Raw genomic sequence first — 20,212 nt, forward strand, 5'->3', positions numbered from 1 at the left:
GGACATATTGACGCTTTCAACCCAACTTTAAATAATTAACCATAAGATGTCTTCTACAAAAAATATTTCCAACCTTTTTCCTCTACGTAAGAATGTGGCTAAATATGGGAGTGGAATTCTTTGCGGTGGGTTTTGTCCGATTTACTGCTTGGGCGAATCAGTAGAAAAACTTGGTGAATCATTATCAGCATTCATCAGAAATACCTTAATTTTAAATCGAAAATTTACAAACTGATTTACCGTGCCTGAAATCTCCGTCATAATCCCTGTTTACAACGCCGAAAAATATTTAGAAGAATGCCTTCAAAGCGTTCTTGCGCAAACATTCGTCGATTTTGAAATCATCTGTATCAACGATGGCTCTACAGACCACTCTCTGGAAATTTTAAAGCAATACGCCAAAAATGACAGTCGTATCAAAATTATTGACCAGCAGAACAAAGGTGTCTCCGCCGTCAGAAATGCAGGATTAGCAATTGCAAAGGGGGCATATATTGGATTTGTGGATAGTGATGATACCATAGAAAATGATTTTTTTGAAAAATTGATAGACAACGCAGAAAATACGAAAAGCGATGCGGTTTACTCAAAACTTTCAGCAAACCACAATTTAGGAGGATTTTCCGGAGAGATTGAAAGTCCACAAATTTTACAGAACTTGTTGCCTCAATTTTTTATGCAGGATAATCTGAATTCGGTCTGCATTAAATTATTTTGCCTAAAAATTATTAACGATCATAACATTAGGTTTCCAGTTGGTATCAAACATGGCGAAGATGCCCAGTTTAATATTGAATTTTTAATGAAAGCCAATCGAATATCTTTTCTGGATTATTGTGGCTATCATTACCGGCAAGTGGAAGGCAGCGCAACCCGGAATATCACAAGACACGATTATCTGAAAAGGATGGTGGAAGTATATGAAACTGACTGGACTTCCATTATTGGAAGCTCCATCGACCAGGATCGAATGGAGAATCTGAAAAAAATACGTTTTGCAAATGCAGTAATTTCCCTGGTTTACATATACGGAAATCGCGGAAATAATTTTACGGATGCACAGCGGTTCTCGAAATTAAGTGAGATTGTGCAGCATCCGACTGTAAAGAAAGTGTTTTCGGAGCCCCAAATTTTACGGGAACTGAAGCTGGGAAAATATGCTGAAGCCATTTTCAGAAATATCAAGAAACGAAATATTTTAATATTATATTTGCTGACTCAATACAGTTATTACCGAAACAGATGAGAGTTTTATTATTTTTCCACGGCGGAAGCCGAAACCGCGGGTGCGAAGCCATTGTGAGAACGGCTACCGAATTATTAAAATCTGATCCCCGAATCAGCAAATTGGGATTGGCTTCCGGTGATCCAGATTCCGACCGCATGATTCCTCATATCGATGTGCTGCATCTGGATAAACCTTCTCATTTGGAGAAATTTTCCCCAATTGGTCTTCTGAGTGCTGTGAAGGTGAAATTTTTTAAAGATGAAAGTTTAGCATTTCGAAAAATTCACGAAAGCATTATCAAACTGATTCCTCAATATGACGTTTTTCTTTCTATTGGTGGGGATAATTATTGTTATGGGGAACAACCGGGTATTTATGAAATAGACAGACAGATCAAGAAAGCCGGAAAGAAACTTATTCTATGGGGAGCTTCGATAGGGGAAGAAGATTTATCTGAAATGAAAATAAAGGATTTGAAATCTTTTGACCTGCTTTTAGTGAGAGAATCTATTACTGAATCGGTACTTAAAAATGCGGAAATTCCTAATGTGAAATTGGTTGCTGATGGTGCTTTCTTGATGGAGAAAACAATATTGCCACTTCCTGAGGGATGGAAAGAAGGCCAAACCATTGGTTTTAACTTTTCACCCTTGGTCTTTAAGAAAAATCCGGATTCTAAAAAGGCAGCTTTTGCTTTGGTTCAGCACATTCTGGATACCACAGATGATACCGTATGTTTTGTTCCGCATGTGGTGATTCCAGACAATGATGATTTTGAAATATTGAAGGAGTTTGAAGAAAGGTTTCGAGATACAGGAAGAACGATTCTATTGCCTAACAACCTGAATGCAACAGAATATAAAGGGTATATCGCCAGAATGAAATACTTTATCGGGGCAAGAACCCACGCAACTATTGCGGCATATTCATCTCAAGTTCCGACCATGGTCTTGGGATACAGTGTGAAGTCGAAAGGAATTGCAAAAGATATTTTCGGTTCCGAACGATTGGTATTGGATCTTTCTGAAATTTCTGATGCCACTAAACTGATTGGCCGTTTTGAAGAGATGAAAGCGGATGAAAATGAGTTAAGAGCAATACTAGCCACTAAGGTTCCGGAGTTAAAAGAAATGGCAAAAAAAGCAAAAAATTATTTACTTTCTATTGCATAGGAAGAAATAGGTTAATGAACAGATGATAAGAGGAGAAACCGTAAATCAATTGGTGAAGAAAAAATTACTTTTTATTATTCCCAGTCTCAGTGCCGGAGGTGCCGAGAAAAGTTTGGTTAATTTACTGAGCACAATGGATGCGTCCCAATATTCGGTGGATCTCTTTATGTTTTCTGACGAAGGATTATTTCGAAATCAGCTTCCGGAATGGGTTAGGATTCTTCCCAAAAACACGGGACTTCATGATTTCCAAAAACCGCTTCTTTCTTCGTTTCTCTCTTTTATAAAAAAAGGAAAATTCCTTTTGGCTAAAAGCAGACTACAGTTTTTTCTAAAAAATCAGTTTATCCAAAATAAAGGGATGGCAGAACAATACAGTTGGCCATATTTACGCAATGCTTGCACAACTCTACCCGATGAGTATGATGCTGCCATCGGATTTCTTGAAAAGTCCTCCAATTATTTTGTAGTGGATCGGGTGCGGGCGAAGAAGAAAATAGGATTCATCCATAATGATTATCAGCAATTAGCTTTAGATAAGCATATTGATGAACCCTATTTTAGGGAATTAACATCAGTCGCTACGGTTTCAGAGGAATGTGTGGAGGTCTTGAAGGAGGAATTTCCTCAATTAAAAAATAAGTTTAAATTGGTTCCCAATATTGTTTCATCTAGATTGATTCATAGTCTTTCAGGGGAGTATTCTATTGATCTTCATCCCAATGAAATGGTCTCAATAGGTAGACTTCATTCCCAGAAGGGTTTTGATCTCGCGATCGAAGCAGCACGCATTTTAAAAAATAAAAACATTTCTTTTCATTGGTCGATCATCGGTGAAGGTTCCGAACGCGAATTTCTTCAGCAAATGATTGATCGCTACCAATTGCAGCACCATGTTTCTTTAATTGGCTTGAGAGATAATCCTTATCCTTACATCAAAGCAGCAAAGGTTTTTGTGCAATCTTCCCGCTATGAAGGCAAATCCATCGCGGTGGATGAAGCCAAAATATTGGCAAAACCTATTGTATTGACTAACTTTAGTACAGCCAAGGATCAAATTGAACATTCGGTGAATGGTCTTATCGTCGAGATGACCCCAGAAGCAATTGCGGAGGGGATTATGAAATATTTAGAAGATTATTCTTTTGCAGAGAAAGTAAGTGCCCAATTGGCCTCAGGGAATTTTGGAACAGAGCACGAAATCAAGAAATTTTATCAATTGATCAATGAATAAGAAAAAAGATATCCTTTTTGTAATGAATAATCTGAATGTAGGAGGTGCTGAAAAAGCGCTCGTCTCCTTATTGCAGGTATTCGATTATGAAAAATACAATGTTGATCTTTTGCTTTTTAAAAAAGAAGGTCTTTTTCTGAAACAAGTTCCTGCTCAAGTGAATATATTACCTGAGCCTGCCAATTACCGATATTTTGATATGCCTTTTGTACAAGTTTTGAAGGATAATTTGTGGCCATGGCGATGGGATTTGATTTATAGAAGGATACAGTTTAAGAAGATGATGCAAAAAGCAGAAAGCCCTGCCGAAGCAGAGCAGTTAAGTTGGAAGCCATTGTCGAAAACCTTAAAACCCCTACAAAAGCAGTATGATGTAGCCATTGGATTTTTAGAAAAGAATCCCAATTATTTCGTTGTCGATAAAGTAAAGGCAGAAAAAAAAATTGGGTTTATTCACAATGATTATCATGCTCTCCAAATGAATTCTAAAATAGATAATTTATATTTTAAGAAACTTGACTATATTTTGACTGTTTCTATAGAGTGTTTAAATGAACTCAAAGAACTTTTTAACCATATTTCTGATAAATTTAAATTAATGCGAAATATTTCTGCTGTTCAAACAATAAGAAATTTAGCATTAGTAAAGATACAGGAAGATCTAAAGAAGGATTTTATTATTTCAGTAGGCAGACTAAATTCACAAAAGAATTATAATTTGGCAATAGATGCTTTTCATCTCCTTCATAAAAAAGGTATTTCATTTACTTGGTATATTTTAGGTGAAGGTCCTGAAGAAGAAAGTCTTAAGAAGAAAGTTGAACTGCTGGGATTATCAGAGAAAGTGCATTTTTTAGGGGTTAAACAGAACCCCTATCAATATATTAATCGGGCAAATGTTTTTCTGATGACCTCTCATTTTGAGGGAGATGGTATTGTTGTTCGTGAAGCAAAAATACTTTGTAAGCCTATTATACTCACAAACTTTAATACTGCATCTTCTCATATTACAAATAATGAAACAGGAATTATTGTTGATTTCGATGCAGAAGAAATTGCAAATGCAATAGAAAAATTACTAAAGAGTAAAGAATTAAGAAACCAATTTGAACAAAATCTTGCAAATTTAGATTGGAGTATGTCTGGAGAAACTCAAAAATTGTATCATTTAATTGAAAACTAATGAATGTATTTCTATTGCTCCTTGTATTAATTGTTATCGTTGTTTTGCTTATTGACTTTTTCCCCCAATTCAATACTTGGCAAAGCCGCATCAAAATCGGAAGATTCACCAATAGAGAGGACTGGTCTCGTAAGATTTTGCAGCTTTCTCAAAAATGGTTGCAAAATACGCCGACCATTCCCCTAACCGACAATAACCGTTTGATTATTATCGATATGCTTCGGGGAAATTATAAGCGGTCGGCTATACAATCTTGGCAGGAAGCTGCACTGGTATTGGGGCTCACCGAATCTCTTAAAAAGACTGGGGACAATTCAACCCGAAAGGCAATACACGATTTCTTAGAAAAAAAAATAAGTTCCACCTCCGGATGGAAAGAAAAACCCACCGAAAGTGACCACGCTATTTTAGCTTATGCTTTTTTAAACTGTAAATATATTGACCATCAGCAATACCGCTTGGCATTTGATGAAACCTATCAAATGCTTCTTTCATTGAAAGGGGAAGATGGTACAGTTGCCTATAAAAACCATGTAAGACAGTATCGTTTTGTAGATACTATTGGTTTTATCTGTCCTTTTTTGGTATCCTACGGTTTGAAATTTCAAATTCCTGAAGCCATCGACTTGGCGGTGAAACAAATTAAGGAATTTCAAAAATTTGGGATGATGGAGCAGCTCCATATACCTTGCCACACCTATCATGCAGAGACTAAAATCCCTGTAGGGCTTTTTGGATGGGGAAGAGGTTTGGGTTGGTATGTGATTGGACTGATTGATACTTGGCATGCCTTGCCGGAACAGCACCCATCTAAAAAAGAATTGGAACATTTGGTGATTGCCACCACCCATTCCGTTCTGCCTTTTCAATCGGAAAACGGAGGTTTTCACTGGTTGCTTTTTGATCAAGGTTCGCGTTTAGATTCGAGCACTGCAGCAACATTAGCGTGGTTTTTCACGGTGGCATCTGAAATTCCTGAAATTTCACAGAAATGTATTGTGGGAAAACAAAAGTGTTTGCAGTATCTGAAATCGGTAACGCGCAGAAACGGAGCCATAGATTTTTCTCAGGGTGATACCAAAGCCATTGGAATCTATTCCCAAACTTTTGATATTTTGCCGTTTACACAAGGATTTTGTTTAAGAACATTAATGAAGGATTGATAATGAATACACGCACTTCAAATTCTTTACGCAACATTTGGGCGGGCTTCATATCGCAAATCACGGGTATGGTTCTGGGATTTATTTCCCGTACAGTTTTCATCAAATATCTGTCTGCGGAATATTTGGGAGTAAGCAGTCTATTTTCGAATATTTTATCCATGTTGGCTCTTGCGGAACTGGGCCTGGCTTCCGCATTTATATATGAATTGTATAAGCCTTTATCTAAAAACGACCACGTAAATACAGCAGTAATATTACGGTATTTTAAAAAAGCGTATGCAGTGGTCGGCGTCGTGGTAATTCTTACAGGTATTATTTTGATCCCTTTTTTGCCGGATATTATTGCGGAGAAACCAAAAACAATTGTAGAAGACATTAGAATTATCTTTTTCTTCTATATCATCAGTTCAGCTTCTTCTTATTTTTTCTCGTACAAAACAGCGCTGCTGGATGCAGATCAAAAGGTTTCTGTAACAACGCTTACCTTCACCAAATTTTCGGTAGGCCAAAACTTAGTGCAGATTCTGGTGCTGATACTCACAAAAAACTTCCTGATCTATCTTTCGGTTCAAATTATTTCACAGCTGTTGGCAAACATCTATATATCTGCATTAGTGGATAAAAAATATCCCTTTCTTAAACAATATGCAAAGATGCCGCTGGATTTGCAGGTTAAAAAAAACATTGTTAAAAACGTGAAAGCCGCTTTCTTAACAAAAATTGGTGGCGTGTTGGTAAATGCCACAGATAATATTTTCATTAGCATGTTTGTTGGTTTAGCGCTGTTAGGGAAATACTCAAATTATGTTCTCTTGTTTTCCCTTGCTTCAGGTTTTCTGATGATTATTTTTGCAAGCATTAAATCGTCAGTTGCGCATTTTGTCATCAATGAAAATTTGGAACGGCAACGGGAAATGTTTAAAACGATTAATTTTTTTAACTTTATTTGCTTTGGTTTAGCGAGCCTTATTATTTATTTCTGTATCAATGACTTTATCGAAATCTGGATTGGTAAATCCTATGTTTTAGCTTGGCATATCCCGCTTATTCTGGCCGTTAATTTTTTTTTAGTGGGTATGCAGAACGGATTTTGGACTTTTAAAGTCGCATATGGTTATTTTCGTTTCGGAAAATATATGGTTCTGGGAACAGCTGCTATCAATCTCGTATTGTCCTATTTTTTAGGAAAGCAATTCGGTATTGCAGGTATTATTACGGCAACGGCAATTGCGAGATTACTCACTAATTTTTGGTATGATCCTTATATTGTACTTAAAAAAGGGTTGAAACAAAATCCAATCGATTATTTGAAGAGATTTTCTTTATACCTTCTTATTTTATCAATTACTGCAGCAGTTACGCATTTCTTTTTTACGAAGATTCATGTACAACTCATTATCCAGATTTTTCTAAAAGTATTAATAATTATTCCTTTTTCATTTTTGTTGATATATTTATTTATGGGGAAAAGTACGGAACTTCACAATGCTATAAATATAATCCGAAGCTTACCACTGATAAAGAAAGTTAAATGGATTCAAAAAATATAAGCATGAAACTCCTCTACATCACCAACGGCATCACCGGCTCAGGCGGACTCGAAAGAGTACTGTCGTTGAAAGCCTCGTATTTTGCTGAGATTTTTGCGTATGAAGTGCATATTTTGGTATTAAATAATACCAACCACAACCGCTTCTTTGAGTTTTCAGAAAAAATTAAGTTTCATTCAATACCAGTAACAGGCAATCCTATTTCTTATCTGCTGAAATACAGAAATGGAATTCAAAATACCGTCAACCACATTCAACCCGATATTATTTTGGTCTGTGATGATGGTCTGAAAGGTTTTTTTCTGCCAAGCATCATAAAAACAGAAGCCAAATGGATCTACGAACGCCATGCTTCACAAGAACTCAACAGACAAAAAGGCTTCAGCGGAAGATGGGCCGCCAAATTAATGCAGCATCAAGCCTCCAAATTCGATGCTTTTGTGGTTTTAACATCCACCAACAAAGAAGAATGGCGCAATAGTAAGGTCTCGGTGATTCCCAATCCGTTGAGCTTTGAACCGCAGGAATCCAGCAGCCTAGATTCAAAAAAAATCATTGCGGTAGGCTCTCATTCCTATAATAAAGGCTATGATACCTTGTTAAAGATTTGGAAAAACATAGAACAGAGATACCCCGATTGGCAACTTGAAATCTTCGGAAAAATAGACGGTGAGAAAACTTATGTTAATATGGCGTCAGACCTGAATCTGAAAAATGTTCATTTTCATCACCCAGTACCGAATATCCAGGCAGAATATCTTAAATCGTCATTCTTAGTATTGCCTTCCCGTTCCGAAGGGTTCGGCATGGTACTTATTGAAGCGATGGCATGCGGAGTTCCGTGTATTGCATTCGATTGCCCATCAGGACCACGGGATATTATTACCAATGCTGCTGATGGGTTTCTGGTAGAGAATCAAAATGTAGAACAGCTTGCGGATAAGGTGTTTTTTTTAATCAAAAATGAAAATATTAGAAAGGAAATGGGAAATAAGGCAAAGGAAAATGTTAAAAAATACCTGCCTGATTCAATAATGAAGATGTGGAAAAATCTTTTTAAAAATCTTATGTATGAAAATTCTTATATTAGTAGGTAATATTAGTCAAGTTGGCGGAGTTGAAAAACGAATTGATAGCATCATAAAAAGCCTGCGTGAGAAGGGTGAAGATATACGCGTTATAAGTTTTTTTGGGAATTTGTTAAAAACCAATTTTCAAAATATTAATACTGAAAATTGCGTCGTAATTAATGAAAATTATAATTTAAAACTTCTCGCTTACGACAAGAAATTAGAATTTTTCATCCTGATGTAATACTAAACACAGTAGACACCACAAATCAGTTTATATTACTCTATAAATTGAGAGGTTTTAAAAAGATTTTGAGAAAAAATGGCTCAATTTACGGTGATGATTTGTATTACAAAGGTATTAAAAAAATTATTAGAAAAGTAAGCACTTATTTTTTCCATCTTTTATACGATGCTGTAGTAGTTCAAAATAAAAGCGAAATTGAATTATTGCGACCTAAAAGGAAAGGCGTTGTTATAGAGAACTTTATCGAGATTCATAATAAGTCCGTTTTTGGAGACAAAAAAAATGTTATAATTGCCGCAGGACGTATTACTCCAGTAAAGGGTTTTGCAAAAATTCCCGAAATTTGGAAGAGAATAAACAAACTATTTCCAGATTGGAAAATTGAAATTTGGGGACCGCACTATGGGCTGGATGATCCATATTATCAAGAATTACTTAAACAAATTTCTATGTATAGTCTAGAAAATTCAATTATTATTAAAGGTCAATATAATGACGCCGACAAAACATTCCAACGCGGAAAAATTGCGATTTTGACATCAGAAACAGACTGCTTCCCAGGTGTTATTTTGGAAGCTATGGCAAATCAACTACCAGTAGTTAGTTTTGATGCTCCTTTTGGTCCCCGAAATATAATAGATGATGGTATAGATGGATTCTTAATTCGGCCTGACGATTATAGCGGTTTTGCGGACAAACTTAAATTACTGATGTCGGAAGATAAACTAATCGTAAAGATGAAAGAGGCAGCATATGAAAAAAGTTTAACTTTTTCTCCAGAAGTTATCATAGAAAAATGGATGAAAATATTTAAAGAAATAAATAACGCATGAATGAAACTGACCTTATAAGTATTATATGCCCAGTTTATAAAACAGAGAAATTCTTAAAACAGTGCATTAATTCGGTACTTAATCAAACGTATAAAAATTTTGAACTCATTATGGTTAGCGACGCAAGTCCAGATGCAAGTGTTGACATTATTAAATCATTTCAAAAAAATGATCAAAGAATAAAAATTCTTGTCAATAAAAAAAATTTGGGTCTAAGTCATACAAGATTTGAGGGTTTGAAATTGGCTACTGGTAAATTTGTAATGCACTTAGATTCAGATGACTGGTTGCCACATAATGCTTTAGAGGTTTTACACCATAAAATTACTGAAGAAAAAGCGGATTTAGTTTATGGTGCTATAACTCGGGTGGTTGATAAATATGGTTTAATAAAAAATAGAAGAAAAAATAATTACAGCCACTTTAACCTACTTTCTCCAATAGTGCAACCTGTACTATTCGACGAATATTATATTTCCTATTTCGGAGTCAACAAGTTATTGGTAAGTATGTGTGCAAAATTGTATAGGAAATCAACTATAGATATGGTAGACTTACAACCAACAACAATGACCATGGGTGAAGATTTATTGTATAATTTAAATCTGCACCCTCATCTAAAAAAAATTGCATTTGTACCTGAAACAGTTTATTATTATTATAGGTTTGGAGGTATGACCAGCAAACAGAATCCAACTTTTTTGGAAGACATCAAGAAACAATATTATATCAAGAAGGAAAAAATTAAGGAATATCACTACAATGCTGCTTTGCCGTATATCAAATATGAGTTAGCAAACTGCTTTTATTCTTTTTTTTTAAACCAGCTGCTGATTGACGGAATAGACAGAACTACCGTGGAAAAAAACATAGTCGCAGAACTAAGAGATAGCGTCTATAAGGATTTGTCAGATGTTGACAATGCGAAAGCAAAAGCCATCTACAGTAAAAATTCCGGCGAAATTTCTGATTCGATTTGGAAAGAATACCAAAATGTCAAAAAGAAATATCAAATAAAGAAATTCATTAATCGGCTTTTAAGCTAAGTTTGATTTTATGAAAATTGTTTTTAACACCGATCAAATACATCTCCACGGCGGAATCGAAAAAGTAATGGCAACTAAAGCCAATTACTTTGCGGCGTTGCCAAATGTACAGGTGATCATTGTCACGACAGATCAGCAGAACTTACCACCACGATATCGCCTGGATTCACGGATAACATTGATCGATGTAGGGGTTAACTATGAGCGTACAAAATCGTACTTCTCTTTAACCAACATAAAAAAAGCAGTAAAGCACTTCAGAAAACAAAAGGCTTTATTTAAAACGCTAAAGCCAGACGCGATCATATCGCCTAATTTTAATTTTGATCATTATTGGTTACCTTTTATAAAGGGCCATAGTCTGTTAATTAAAGAACGACATAACTCCCGTTTTTTCGAAGAAAAAGCTCGAAAGACAGCTTCTTTTCTAAAAAAAATAAAATACCAATTGCTGGATTGGACGGAGGCGCATTACGATCACATTGTGGTTCTCAATAAAGATGAAGCCGCTTATGTAAAAACCCGAAATGCGGTGGTCATACCCAATCCCATAGAAACCTCAACTTTATGGGCGGATATCAACCAAAAGCAGGTCATCGCAGCTGGACGTATTTCTCCGGTAAAGAATTTTGGGGATTTAGTCAAAGCTTGGCAACAAGTGCAAGAAGAATTCCCCGATTGGCAATTACATATTTATGGCGAAGATTATTTAGGAACCAAAGCTATTTTGGAAGCAGAGGTAATGCAAAAAAAAATGGAAAACAACATCCATTTTAAAGGCAGCGTCTCCAACATGCTGGAGGTTATGACGGGGTATAGCATCTACGCCATGTCATCAAAAACGGAATGTTTTCCCATGGTCTTGTTAGAAGCCATGTCTGTTGGCTTACCAATCATCAGTTACGATTGTCCCAACGGACCTCGCAACATTATTGACAACGGTGAAGATGGCTATTTGGTGAGGTACAACAACGTTGAAAATTTAGCCACGGAGTTAAAAAGCCTAATGCGCAATACCAACGAACGAGCGAGATTACAGGCGAACGCCAAAAAAAATGTGCAACGATTTACCACCGAAATGGTGATGAAGCAGTGGGAAGAATTACTAAATTTGCCACATGTTTGATTGGATTCCCGTTGACATCTATACCGACCTTCAGTATTATGCATTATTTTTAATTGCACTGCTGATCCTTTTCCATTCTTTCAGCTCTGATCTCCACGACTCCGAGAACATCCGCTTTTTCAATATATTTGGCGTTGTTTTTATGGTGATTTTCACGCTTTATATTGGACAGAGGCAAGTGAATTACCGTTTTGGAGATACGGTTAATTACAATAAAGCATATCAAATGTTGCTGGGAGGAGGAGAGGTGGTCATCGTTAAGGATTATCTCTTCAATTACATGATGGTATTCTGCAGCAAATTCATGTCCGTGCGCGGCTTCTTTCAGGTGGTGGATATCCTGTACATCATTCCGGTATTTCTCTTTTCCAGAAAATACTTTGGCAGTTACTGGTTTTTTGCTTTCTTTATGTTTGTCAGTTCGTTTTCTTTCTGGTCGTATGGAGTGAACGGCCTGCGAAATGGTTTAGGAACCTCAATCTTTATTTTAGGTCTCTATTTTTATGACCGAAAATGGCTGATGTACGCTTGCTTTGTGGCAGCATATTATATGCACGCATCCATCATTATCCCTATCGCTGCTTTTGTGGTTTCAGGTCTGTACCGAAATCCCAAAGTCTATCTCTACATTTGGTTGGCTTCCATTCCGCTTTCACTGGCAGGAGGCAGTGCCTGGTCTGGTTTTTTTGCCAATCTAGGTTTCGAATCAGACCGTACCGAAGGATATCTGACCGGAGGTTCAGAGGAGTATAACGATCAGTTCTCACAGACGGGCTTTCGTTGGGATTTTTTGGTGTACAGCGCTTCAGCCGTATTTGCTGGGTATTATTTTATTTTTAAAAAGAAAATTACGGATCCATTTTATATTCACCTATTCGGAATCTATTGCATCGCCAATGCCTTTTGGGTTTTAGTAATTACCGCGGCGTTCAGCAACCGGTTTGCTTATCTCTCTTGGTTTTTAATGCCCGCAGTAATTGCCTACCCAATGTTCCGCTACAAAATCTGGGATAATCAATACAGAATTTTTGCAGTCATTCTGTTTCTTTATTTTATGTTTACCTTTTTAATGAATGTGATTTTATAATGAAAACCATTACCGTTTTTACGCCTTCCTACAACAGAGCGCATCTCCTTCCCCGATTATACTCAAGTTTACGGGTGCAGACGTACAAAGATTTTATCTGGATGATTATTGATGATGGTTCTTCGGACAATACAAAAGACCTCGTGAACACCTGGATAAAAGAAGCGCATTTTGAGATTCAGTATCATTATAAGGAAAACGGGGGGATGCATACTGCTCATAATTTGGCTTATGCAATTATTGATACTGAACTAAATGTATGCATTGACTCCGATGACCAAATGCCTCCCGACGCAGTAGAAAAAATAATCAATATTTGGAAAGCAAATACAAATCCACAAACTGCAGGAATCATTGGTTTGGATGCCGATGAACATGGAAAAATGATTGGTACACCCATTCCCGAAAATCTTAAAGAAGGTAATCTGATCGACTTATACCGTAAGTACAACGTAACGGGAGATAAAAAAGTGGTGTTGCGAACAGACATCGTTCGTAAATATCCGCCTTATCCGGAATATAAAGGTGAAAAGCTCGTGCCATTGGGGATTTTGTACCTGATGATTGGCAATGATTATCCTTCAATCTATACCAATGAAGTGCTGTGCTGGGTGGAGTATCAGACGGAAGGTTCTTCGCATACCATTCAGAAGCAATATTTTCAGTCTCCGCGCGGTTTTGCCTATGCGAAGTCAGTACAGAAAAAGTTGATTCCTTCTGTGGTGGATCAATTGAAATTTTCACTGCATATCGCCATTTCAACACTTATTACTAAAGATTTTAAACTCCTGAATTTGGCTCCTGCGAGTTATCTGAATTGGATGATGTTGCCAACGGCTTTAATCGTAAAAAAATATTTGCTTTGGAAAACAAGATGAGATTTACCGTCATTATTAACAGTCTCGGCATTGGAGGAGCCGAAAAATTGGTAGCGGATAGTTTTCCGTTATTCAAGGACGAGTTTCCCGAAGCTAAACTGGTCGTATTGAAGAAAACGGATAGTTTTTTAGTTAAAAAGCTAATCAGTTACCAATCACCGCTAAAGTTTCTCACCACAGGTTCGGTGTATAATCCACTCCTGATTTTTAAATTAATTCCAATACTGAAAAAATCAGAGGTCGTGCATCTGCATTTGTTTCCCACGCTATACTGGGTAGTTTTAGCTTCTTTGTTTGTAAAGAAAAAACCCGTGCTAATCTATACAGAACACAACACCCATAATAAAAGAAGGGATTCAAAATTTTTCCAAAAGGTTGACCGTTGGATTTATAAAAGACTTGATCATATAGTAAGTATAGCAGAGGAAGTCGATGTTAATATCAAAAATCATCTGCAAAATAAATACAACGATAAAATTTTGCTCATCCACAATGGGGTGGATCTGGATGCAATTTACAAAGCAGAACCCCTTCCAAAAGAGAATTTAGGAGTTCAGGAAGATGATATTATTCTTTTGCAAGTATCAAGTTTTCGCTGGCAGAAAGACCACGCTACCCTCATTAAAGCAATGAGTTTATTACCTCAGAAATATAAACTGTTATTAGCTGGAGAGGGACCTTTAAAAGAAGAAATGAGACTTCTTGCAGAAAAATTAGGGGTAGCTGAAAAGGTTTCTTTCTTAGGAAACAGGGCAGATGTACCTGAATTGTTAAAAACAGCAGATGTAGTGGTGCTTTCCTCAAAGCACGAGGGACTCTCTTTGTCCTCTGTTGAAGCCATGGCTTCCGGTAAACCATTTATAGCTTCAGATGTACCGGGATTGCGGGAAATTGTAAAAGACTATGGGGTAGTATTTGAGCAGGGCAATGCTGAGGAATTGGCCAAAATTATTCTAAATCTGACCAATGATTCCATCTACAGTCAATCGGTGACTGAAAGATGTATGTCTAGAGCTCAGGAGTTTGGAATAGGGAAAATGACACAGCTTTATATAGATTTATACAAAAGCGCAGTGCAAAAATAAAATATCCTTAGTTACAGTAATATTAGCGCTCCCAATAATTATCGGGATAATCTACTGCAATTGCTCTAGCTCCAAACCAAAAAGCATTAAAAAGAGAGGCTATAGGAAAAAATAAATAGAGAATTCCAAAAATTCAGTATTACAAATCCAGCGCATCATAAATATTAAATTGTGTGGTGTATCTTTGCCCGACAATATGAAAAAAATAGTAAGGATTACCACAGTTCCAATATCGCTCAAAATTCTTTTAAAAGGACAACACCGTTTTATGAGCCAACACGGATTTGATGTCGTGGGAGTTTCCAGCAGCGGTCCCGAACTGGATGAGGTGGCGAAAGAGGAGGGAATTAGGGAGAGGGAGGATGAAGGATGAAGGATTGAGGATTGAGGATGAAGGATGGAGGATGAAGGAGGCGATTTGGACATGAACCCTCAACTCTCAACTCTCAACCCTCAACTATAATCTGAAATCTTTGTTCTTAACTTTTGTCTCTCGCGGATTTTGGGGATTTGGCTGATTTTTGAGAACGCTGTACGCAATAAACTTTAAGCAATAAGCTGGGAGTATTTGAATGTTTGGGTTTTGAATCAATGCTATCAACCATCAACCATCAACTCTCAACCATGAACTCTCAACCATGAACTCTCAACCATGAACCCTCAACTTGGCTCTTGAATCTCTCCCGAAAAACCACCCCGACCCTTCGTCTCCGACAAAGGCCCACCCCTCCGGAGGAGGGGAATATCTCGTTGTTCTTAGGAGGTGGGGTAATGATAGGACGGTAGTTTGTCTTTCATCTTTTCTCTTTTCTCTTTCCTCTTTCTTCTACAAAAAAAATCTCCAAATTATTTCCAAAATAAGCTAAGAACACCCGCATATTCCCCTCCTTTGGAGGGGTGTCATTCCAGCGAAGCTGGAGTGACGGGGTGGTTTATTCGCGAACGCCACCTTCTTCCACTCCAAAATTTTGAATGATATACCGCTCTAAATCCTTCATCACCACTGCGGTATTTTGTAATATGTCGTGATTGGAGATCCGGAAGACTTTCAATCCGTAGCTTTCCAGATACTGCTGTCGTTTTTCATCATATTCTTTTTTGACATCGTGACTCCAACCATCGATTTCAATCACCAATCCCAGTTTTTTCACATAAAAATCCACGATATAATTTCCAATGATGCTCTGTCGGTCGAAATCAATGCCATGAAATTTTCTCCGATGCACGATTTTCCAAAACAAGACTTCGCATAGGATTCCGCCTTTTCTTTTTTCTGGAAGTAGTTTTTTGAGATGGCTGTTGAAGGGCAATGAAGGAATATTGCTTTTTAGGATGGGAATGTCTCCAATGTGGGTGAGGATTTCCATGGTTATTTTTAAAGATAAATGTAAGGAAAAATGTTTATGCTGTATGCAGTAGGCAATACGCTTTATGCAAAATGCTATAGGTGGGAGTTTTTGAGTGAATGAGTTTTTGAGAACGCTGTACGCAATAAACTTTAAGCAATAAGCTGGGAGTAATTGAACGTTTGGGTTTTGAATCAATGCTATCAACCATCAACCATCAACCATCAACCATCAACTCTCAACATGAACTCTCAACTTGGTTCTTTCCTCTCCCGAAAAACCACCCCGACCCTTCGTCTCCGACAAAGAGACACCCCTCCGGAGGAGGGGAATATCTCGTTGTTCTTAGGAGGTGGGGGTAATGATAGGACGGTAGTTTGTCTTTTTTCTTTCCTCTTTCCTCGTATTCCATACTCCATACTCCATCATCAGAACCTCCTCATTATTCCCCAAATAAACTAAGAACACGCGCGTATTCCCCTCCTTTGGAGGGGTGGCGTTCCGGCTGAGCCGGAATGACGGGGTGGTTTATCCCCTCCTTTGGAGGGGTGTCATTCCAGCGAAGCTGGAGTGACGGGGTGGTTTATTTCGGGTAGTAATGAAGATGAAGGGAGTTACGAAAGTGATGCAAATCCTGCAAAAAATGAAAAAAAATGTCGGATTGTGGCGAAAAAATTGCCGAAAAGGGGCAAAAAAAACCTTGCAAAAAGTGCTGAAAAAGTTTTAAAATTGTTGTAAAAACCCCATAAAATAGTGCTAAAAATCACCCAAAAACAGTGAAAAATAATCGAAAATAGGGGTAAAAAACCACAAAAAATCGCATAAAACATCTAAAAAAAAGATGCAAAATGCCCAAATTTTAGCGTTTGGATGGTAATTTTTGGTGTTAAAAGTCTGAAATTTTTGAAAAATGCGGTAGCGAAAAAAAGCGTAAGGACGAAAATTAAAAACGTAAGGACAATTTACACAGTTCATCAGGGCAAAATTTTTTTTCATGCCTACGAAATATGCCAAAAAAAAGGGAGGTATTTGGAATAAAAAAAAAGTCCCGGACTGCAATTCCGGGACTCTCATCAAATTTGTAAGTTAAGGATTAAGGCGTCGGCGTAGTGGCCTGCGTTGCGTCCTGAACTTTTCTCACCGGGGCGCTAGCCACCGTACGTTTCAGCAGTGGAGAAGGAGCGAAGAGGATGCGCTTTTTGGTCACGTTGGAAGCGTTGAGGGCATCTGCGGTATCTACTCCTGTACCACTAATCGAGGTGCGAAAAGTGCCCAGATCTCCGAATTTCACGGTATATCCTTCCTGAAGATACTTCAGCAACGATTTTTCCAATCCGAAGAGCACGGCACGGATGTCCACACTGTTGAGGGTTGAAGCATCTGAGAGTTCATCGGAGATGGTCTTGATATCGACCGATCCGGAACTTTTAACCAGAGGATAGAACTTTTTGGGTGCAGTCTCCGGTAAACTAGGGTTGCGTCTTTCGACAGCTTTAAATGTTATCACGTCGTTTTTGTTTAAATAAATAAATAAATCTTGGCTGATCGTCTGCTTTGCCATTCAGCATCGGATCATGAAACGCGGGGTGAACCTGGAATGGTGGTCGGTTCTGCTGTATTTTAGGTCATTTTGAAAATATTTAATTAAACATTTTGTGCGGTTTAAGATTATTTGTATCTTTACTGCACTACAAATATAATAAAATGTTTTGAATTAAAAACAAAAAAAACAAAAAAGTTTTAAAATGGATACAAATGAAAAAATAAAACACATCCGTTTGCAACATGATATGACGCAAAATGAATTTGCAGCATCGCTGGGTATCAGCCGTAGCGCCCTTACACAGCTGGAAGCAGGGCATACCAAGCCCTCATTTGATGTGTTGGAAAAGTTAATCGATCAGTTTGATGTGGACATCAATGTTTTCTTTAATTCATCGGTTCCACAAAAGAAAAACTTGGATGATGTATTGGATATTGGACAAAGAGCGCTGAAAATTCTTAAATTTTATGATGATCAGTACGGATTGCGATACAATGCTTTTTTAGAAGAGCGATTGGTGAAGCAAGTAGCGGAAGAATATCCGGATCGAAAGAAAGCTGAGGCGTTGTTGAAGGTCTATGAAATCTATTTTAAATTCCAAGGGTATGTAGGGGATATTGAATTGATTATGATGGATCCTTTGAAGCGGTATGCCAACAAATTGCGCAAGGAGAGGGTTGTGGATGAAGAGAGTGATGATCGGTTGTTGCGTGCATCGGATTCGCCGGAGGCGCAGGAACACCTTGATCAAATTATGAATGAAATGATGAAGTATCTTGATGCAGGAGGGGATTTGATGTTCGAGATGTTGGAGATTTTTAGGAAAAGAGGAAACGGAATTGTTGAATATATCTATTTTACCAATCCTCGCAATAAGTTCCTGTACAGTTCTAGGGAAGAGTGTTTGCGTCATTTCGAAATCCTGCTCAAGCAGGTGGAGGCGTTGCCGGAAGTCGAACATTTTTATGAGCAAGAACATCTCTTTTTTTGGAATGATGTTTTTAATAAGTAAGCGGGAAGCGGGAGGATTGAGGATGAAGGATTGAGGATGAAGGATGGAGGATGAAGGATGAAGGATGGAATTTGGTAATTTGAAAATGAGTTAATTTGATAATGGGGGGAGTGATTGAGTGGTCGAGTTTGAGGTTAGAAGGTTAAGAAGTTAGAAAGTTGTGGCAGGGTTTTGAGCACGCTGTACGCAATACGCTTTAAGCAATAAGCTGGGAGTAATTGAATGTTTGGTTTTTGAATCACTGGCGTCAACTCTCAACCATGAACTCTCAACTCTCAACTAAAATCTCTCATCTTGGTTCTTGATTCTTGGTTCTTGATTTTTGTCTCTCGCAGATTTTGGGGATTGGGCTGATTTTGAGAACGCTGTATGCAGTAGGCTTTAAGCAATAAGCTGGGAGTAATTGAAGGTTGAGTTTTGAATCCATGGCGTCAACTCTCAACCATGAACTCTCAACTCTCAACTAAAATCTCTCATCTTGGTTCTTGGTTCTTGGTTCTTTTTTTTACCACAAAGGCACAAAGAGCACCATGTTTCCATGATACTATAGAGATCCCTCGATTCGTCGGGATGACAATCGCTTTATAATAACTAACTCGTTCACAAGTTCACAAAAAATAATAAAACACAAAATTATGGCAGCAAAATTTAAAGTAACCGGGACCTACAAACGGTCTCGATTCACGGGAACCGACGAAAAAGCGTATACCGCAACATTGGTGACCAACAGAGAAATTAAAGCAAAAGAATTCTCAGAAATCATATCAAAAAGAACCAGGATCAGTGAAATCGACTGTCTTAAAATCCTGATGACCATTTCCGACGAAATTTGTAAAAACCTGATGGAGGGCAATATCGTAAGGGTGGATCATCTAGGAAGTTTCAGAATTACCGCAAAATCGACCTTTTCAAATACGGAGTCCGGTGTGATTCCGCAGTCTATCGGTGCTCCTACGGTTATTTTTACGCCGTCACAAGAGATCAAAAAGACGCTTAGTGGTATCCGCTACGAAAAGGAGTAGGGAAGGATGGAGTATGGAGTAGGCGATTTGGAAATTTGAAAATGAGTTAATTTGAAAATGGGGGGAGTGATTGAGTTTTTGAGAACGCTGTACGCAGTAGGCCTTACGCAATACGCTTTAGGTGGGGTATTTGAGTACTGCAATCTACTTGTTTACAAGTTCACAGGTTCACAGGTTCATAGAATTTCTCTCGCTGATTTTGGGGATTTTGCTGATTTGATTTCTAATCACTCAAAGGCGTAAAGCGTAAAGCGTACTGCTTATTGCATAATTGAGGATTTGTCTCTCTCGGATCTTGGGGATATTGCTGATTTTTGAGCACGCTGTACGCAATATGCCTTAAGCAATAAGCTGGGAGTAATTGAACGGTTGAGTTTTGAATCA

The 20,212-nt window shown here is 37.7% G+C and carries 20 protein-coding genes; 17 read left to right on the forward strand and 3 right to left on the reverse strand.

Annotated elements, in window-relative coordinates:
* The first annotated feature begins 241 nt into the window (after positions 1–241).
* From H0S70_RS13315 to H0S70_RS13335, 5 genes are read left to right on the forward strand one after another with little or no spacing between them, the layout of a single operon-like run.
* Entirely contained in the window at positions 242–1,246 is a 1,005-nt protein-coding gene (locus H0S70_RS13315) for a glycosyltransferase (RefSeq protein ID WP_228453749.1), read from the forward strand.
* Positions 1,243–2,400 carry a polysaccharide pyruvyl transferase family protein gene (locus H0S70_RS13320; RefSeq protein ID WP_188321132.1) on the forward strand — a complete coding sequence of 386 codons (1,158 nt, stop codon included), beginning with the start codon at positions 1,243–1,245 and terminating at the stop codon, positions 2,398–2,400. Before H0S70_RS13315 ends, H0S70_RS13320 begins: the two co-directional genes overlap by 4 nt.
* Before the next feature lie 22 nt (positions 2,401–2,422).
* Positions 2,423–3,634, forward strand: coding sequence for a glycosyltransferase (locus H0S70_RS13325; RefSeq protein ID WP_228453750.1), 1,212 nt, complete (start codon positions 2,423–2,425; stop codon positions 3,632–3,634).
* Complete coding sequence (locus tag H0S70_RS13330) at positions 3,627–4,817, forward strand: glycosyltransferase (protein WP_188321133.1); 1,191 nt, start codon at positions 3,627–3,629, stop codon at positions 4,815–4,817. Before H0S70_RS13325 ends, H0S70_RS13330 begins: the two co-directional genes overlap by 8 nt.
* On the forward strand, positions 4,817–5,980 hold the full coding sequence (locus tag H0S70_RS13335; RefSeq protein ID WP_188321134.1) for a glycoside hydrolase family 88 protein: 1,164 nt from the start codon (positions 4,817–4,819) through the stop codon (positions 5,978–5,980). The genes H0S70_RS13330 and H0S70_RS13335 overlap by 1 nt, the downstream gene beginning before the upstream one ends.
* Here the strand turns inward: H0S70_RS13335 and H0S70_RS13340 are convergent.
* Positions 5,940–6,359 carry a hypothetical protein gene (locus H0S70_RS13340; RefSeq protein WP_188321135.1) on the reverse strand — a complete coding sequence of 140 codons (420 nt, stop codon included), beginning with the start codon at positions 6,357–6,359 and terminating at the stop codon, positions 5,940–5,942. The genes H0S70_RS13335 and H0S70_RS13340 overlap by 41 nt on opposite strands.
* A 211-nt stretch (positions 6,360–6,570) precedes the next feature.
* Between H0S70_RS13340 and H0S70_RS13345 the strand changes: the two genes are divergently transcribed.
* The 10 genes from H0S70_RS13345 to H0S70_RS13390 all read left to right on the forward strand — a co-directional run bounded on the left by H0S70_RS13345 (position 6,571) and on the right by H0S70_RS13390 (position 15,278).
* Complete coding sequence (locus H0S70_RS13345) at positions 6,571–7,533, forward strand: lipopolysaccharide biosynthesis protein (protein ID WP_188321136.1); 963 nt, start codon at positions 6,571–6,573, stop codon at positions 7,531–7,533.
* Positions 7,534–7,535: 2 nt separating this feature from the next.
* Complete coding sequence (locus H0S70_RS13350; RefSeq protein ID WP_188321137.1) at positions 7,536–8,630, forward strand: glycosyltransferase family 4 protein; 1,095 nt, start codon at positions 7,536–7,538, stop codon at positions 8,628–8,630.
* Positions 8,605–8,847, forward strand: coding sequence for a glycosyltransferase family protein (locus tag H0S70_RS13355; protein WP_188321138.1), 243 nt, complete (start codon positions 8,605–8,607; stop codon positions 8,845–8,847). The genes H0S70_RS13350 and H0S70_RS13355 overlap by 26 nt, the downstream gene beginning before the upstream one ends.
* A 68-nt stretch (positions 8,848–8,915) precedes the next feature.
* Positions 8,916–9,683, forward strand: a complete 768-nt coding sequence (locus H0S70_RS13360) for a glycosyltransferase (RefSeq protein WP_188321139.1) — start codon at positions 8,916–8,918, stop codon at positions 9,681–9,683.
* Positions 9,680–10,729, forward strand: coding sequence for a glycosyltransferase family 2 protein (locus tag H0S70_RS13365; RefSeq protein WP_188321140.1), 1,050 nt, complete (start codon positions 9,680–9,682; stop codon positions 10,727–10,729). The genes H0S70_RS13360 and H0S70_RS13365 overlap by 4 nt, the downstream gene beginning before the upstream one ends.
* A 10-nt stretch (positions 10,730–10,739) precedes the next feature.
* Positions 10,740–11,855 carry a glycosyltransferase family 4 protein gene (locus tag H0S70_RS13370; protein ID WP_188321141.1) on the forward strand — a complete coding sequence of 372 codons (1,116 nt, stop codon included), beginning with the start codon at positions 10,740–10,742 and terminating at the stop codon, positions 11,853–11,855.
* Positions 11,848–12,942: an EpsG family protein gene (locus tag H0S70_RS13375; protein ID WP_188321142.1), complete on the forward strand. Its 1,095-nt coding sequence runs from the start codon at positions 11,848–11,850 to the stop codon at positions 12,940–12,942. Before H0S70_RS13370 ends, H0S70_RS13375 begins: the two co-directional genes overlap by 8 nt.
* Positions 12,942–13,820, forward strand: coding sequence for a glycosyltransferase family 2 protein (locus tag H0S70_RS13380; RefSeq protein ID WP_188321143.1), 879 nt, complete (start codon positions 12,942–12,944; stop codon positions 13,818–13,820). Before H0S70_RS13375 ends, H0S70_RS13380 begins: the two co-directional genes overlap by 1 nt.
* Entirely contained in the window at positions 13,760–14,905 is a 1,146-nt protein-coding gene (locus H0S70_RS13385; protein WP_188321144.1) for a glycosyltransferase, read from the forward strand. Before H0S70_RS13380 ends, H0S70_RS13385 begins: the two co-directional genes overlap by 61 nt.
* A gap of 196 nt (positions 14,906–15,101) precedes the next feature.
* Positions 15,102–15,278, forward strand: coding sequence for a hypothetical protein (locus H0S70_RS13390; RefSeq protein ID WP_317173158.1), 177 nt, complete (start codon positions 15,102–15,104; stop codon positions 15,276–15,278).
* A 559-nt stretch (positions 15,279–15,837) separates the two neighbouring features.
* On the opposite strand, the gene H0S70_RS13395 is transcribed toward H0S70_RS13390, so the two are convergent.
* Both H0S70_RS13395 and H0S70_RS13400 read right to left on the reverse strand, forming a co-directional pair.
* Positions 15,838–16,272: an endonuclease domain-containing protein gene (locus H0S70_RS13395; protein WP_188321145.1), complete on the reverse strand. Its 435-nt coding sequence runs from the start codon at positions 16,270–16,272 to the stop codon at positions 15,838–15,840.
* A gap of 1,072 nt (positions 16,273–17,344) precedes the next feature.
* A complete protein-coding gene (locus tag H0S70_RS13400) occupies positions 17,345–17,812 on the reverse strand; it encodes an HU family DNA-binding protein (protein ID WP_188321146.1) in 468 nt (155 codons plus the stop codon).
* A 184-nt stretch (positions 17,813–17,996) separates the two neighbouring features.
* Between H0S70_RS13400 and H0S70_RS13405 the strand changes: the two genes are divergently transcribed.
* Together H0S70_RS13405 and H0S70_RS13410 are read left to right on the forward strand one after the other, a co-directional pair.
* Positions 17,997–18,806: a helix-turn-helix domain-containing protein gene (locus tag H0S70_RS13405; RefSeq protein ID WP_188321147.1), complete on the forward strand. Its 810-nt coding sequence runs from the start codon at positions 17,997–17,999 to the stop codon at positions 18,804–18,806.
* Between the two features lie 635 nt (positions 18,807–19,441).
* Entirely contained in the window at positions 19,442–19,828 is a 387-nt protein-coding gene (locus tag H0S70_RS13410) for an HU family DNA-binding protein (RefSeq protein WP_188321148.1), read from the forward strand.
* Positions 19,829–20,212 lie beyond the last annotated feature (384 nt).

Origin of the sequence: Chryseobacterium manosquense (assembly GCF_014623485.1) — a bacterium.
Taxonomy (GTDB): domain Bacteria; phylum Bacteroidota; class Bacteroidia; order Flavobacteriales; family Weeksellaceae; genus Kaistella; species Kaistella haifensis.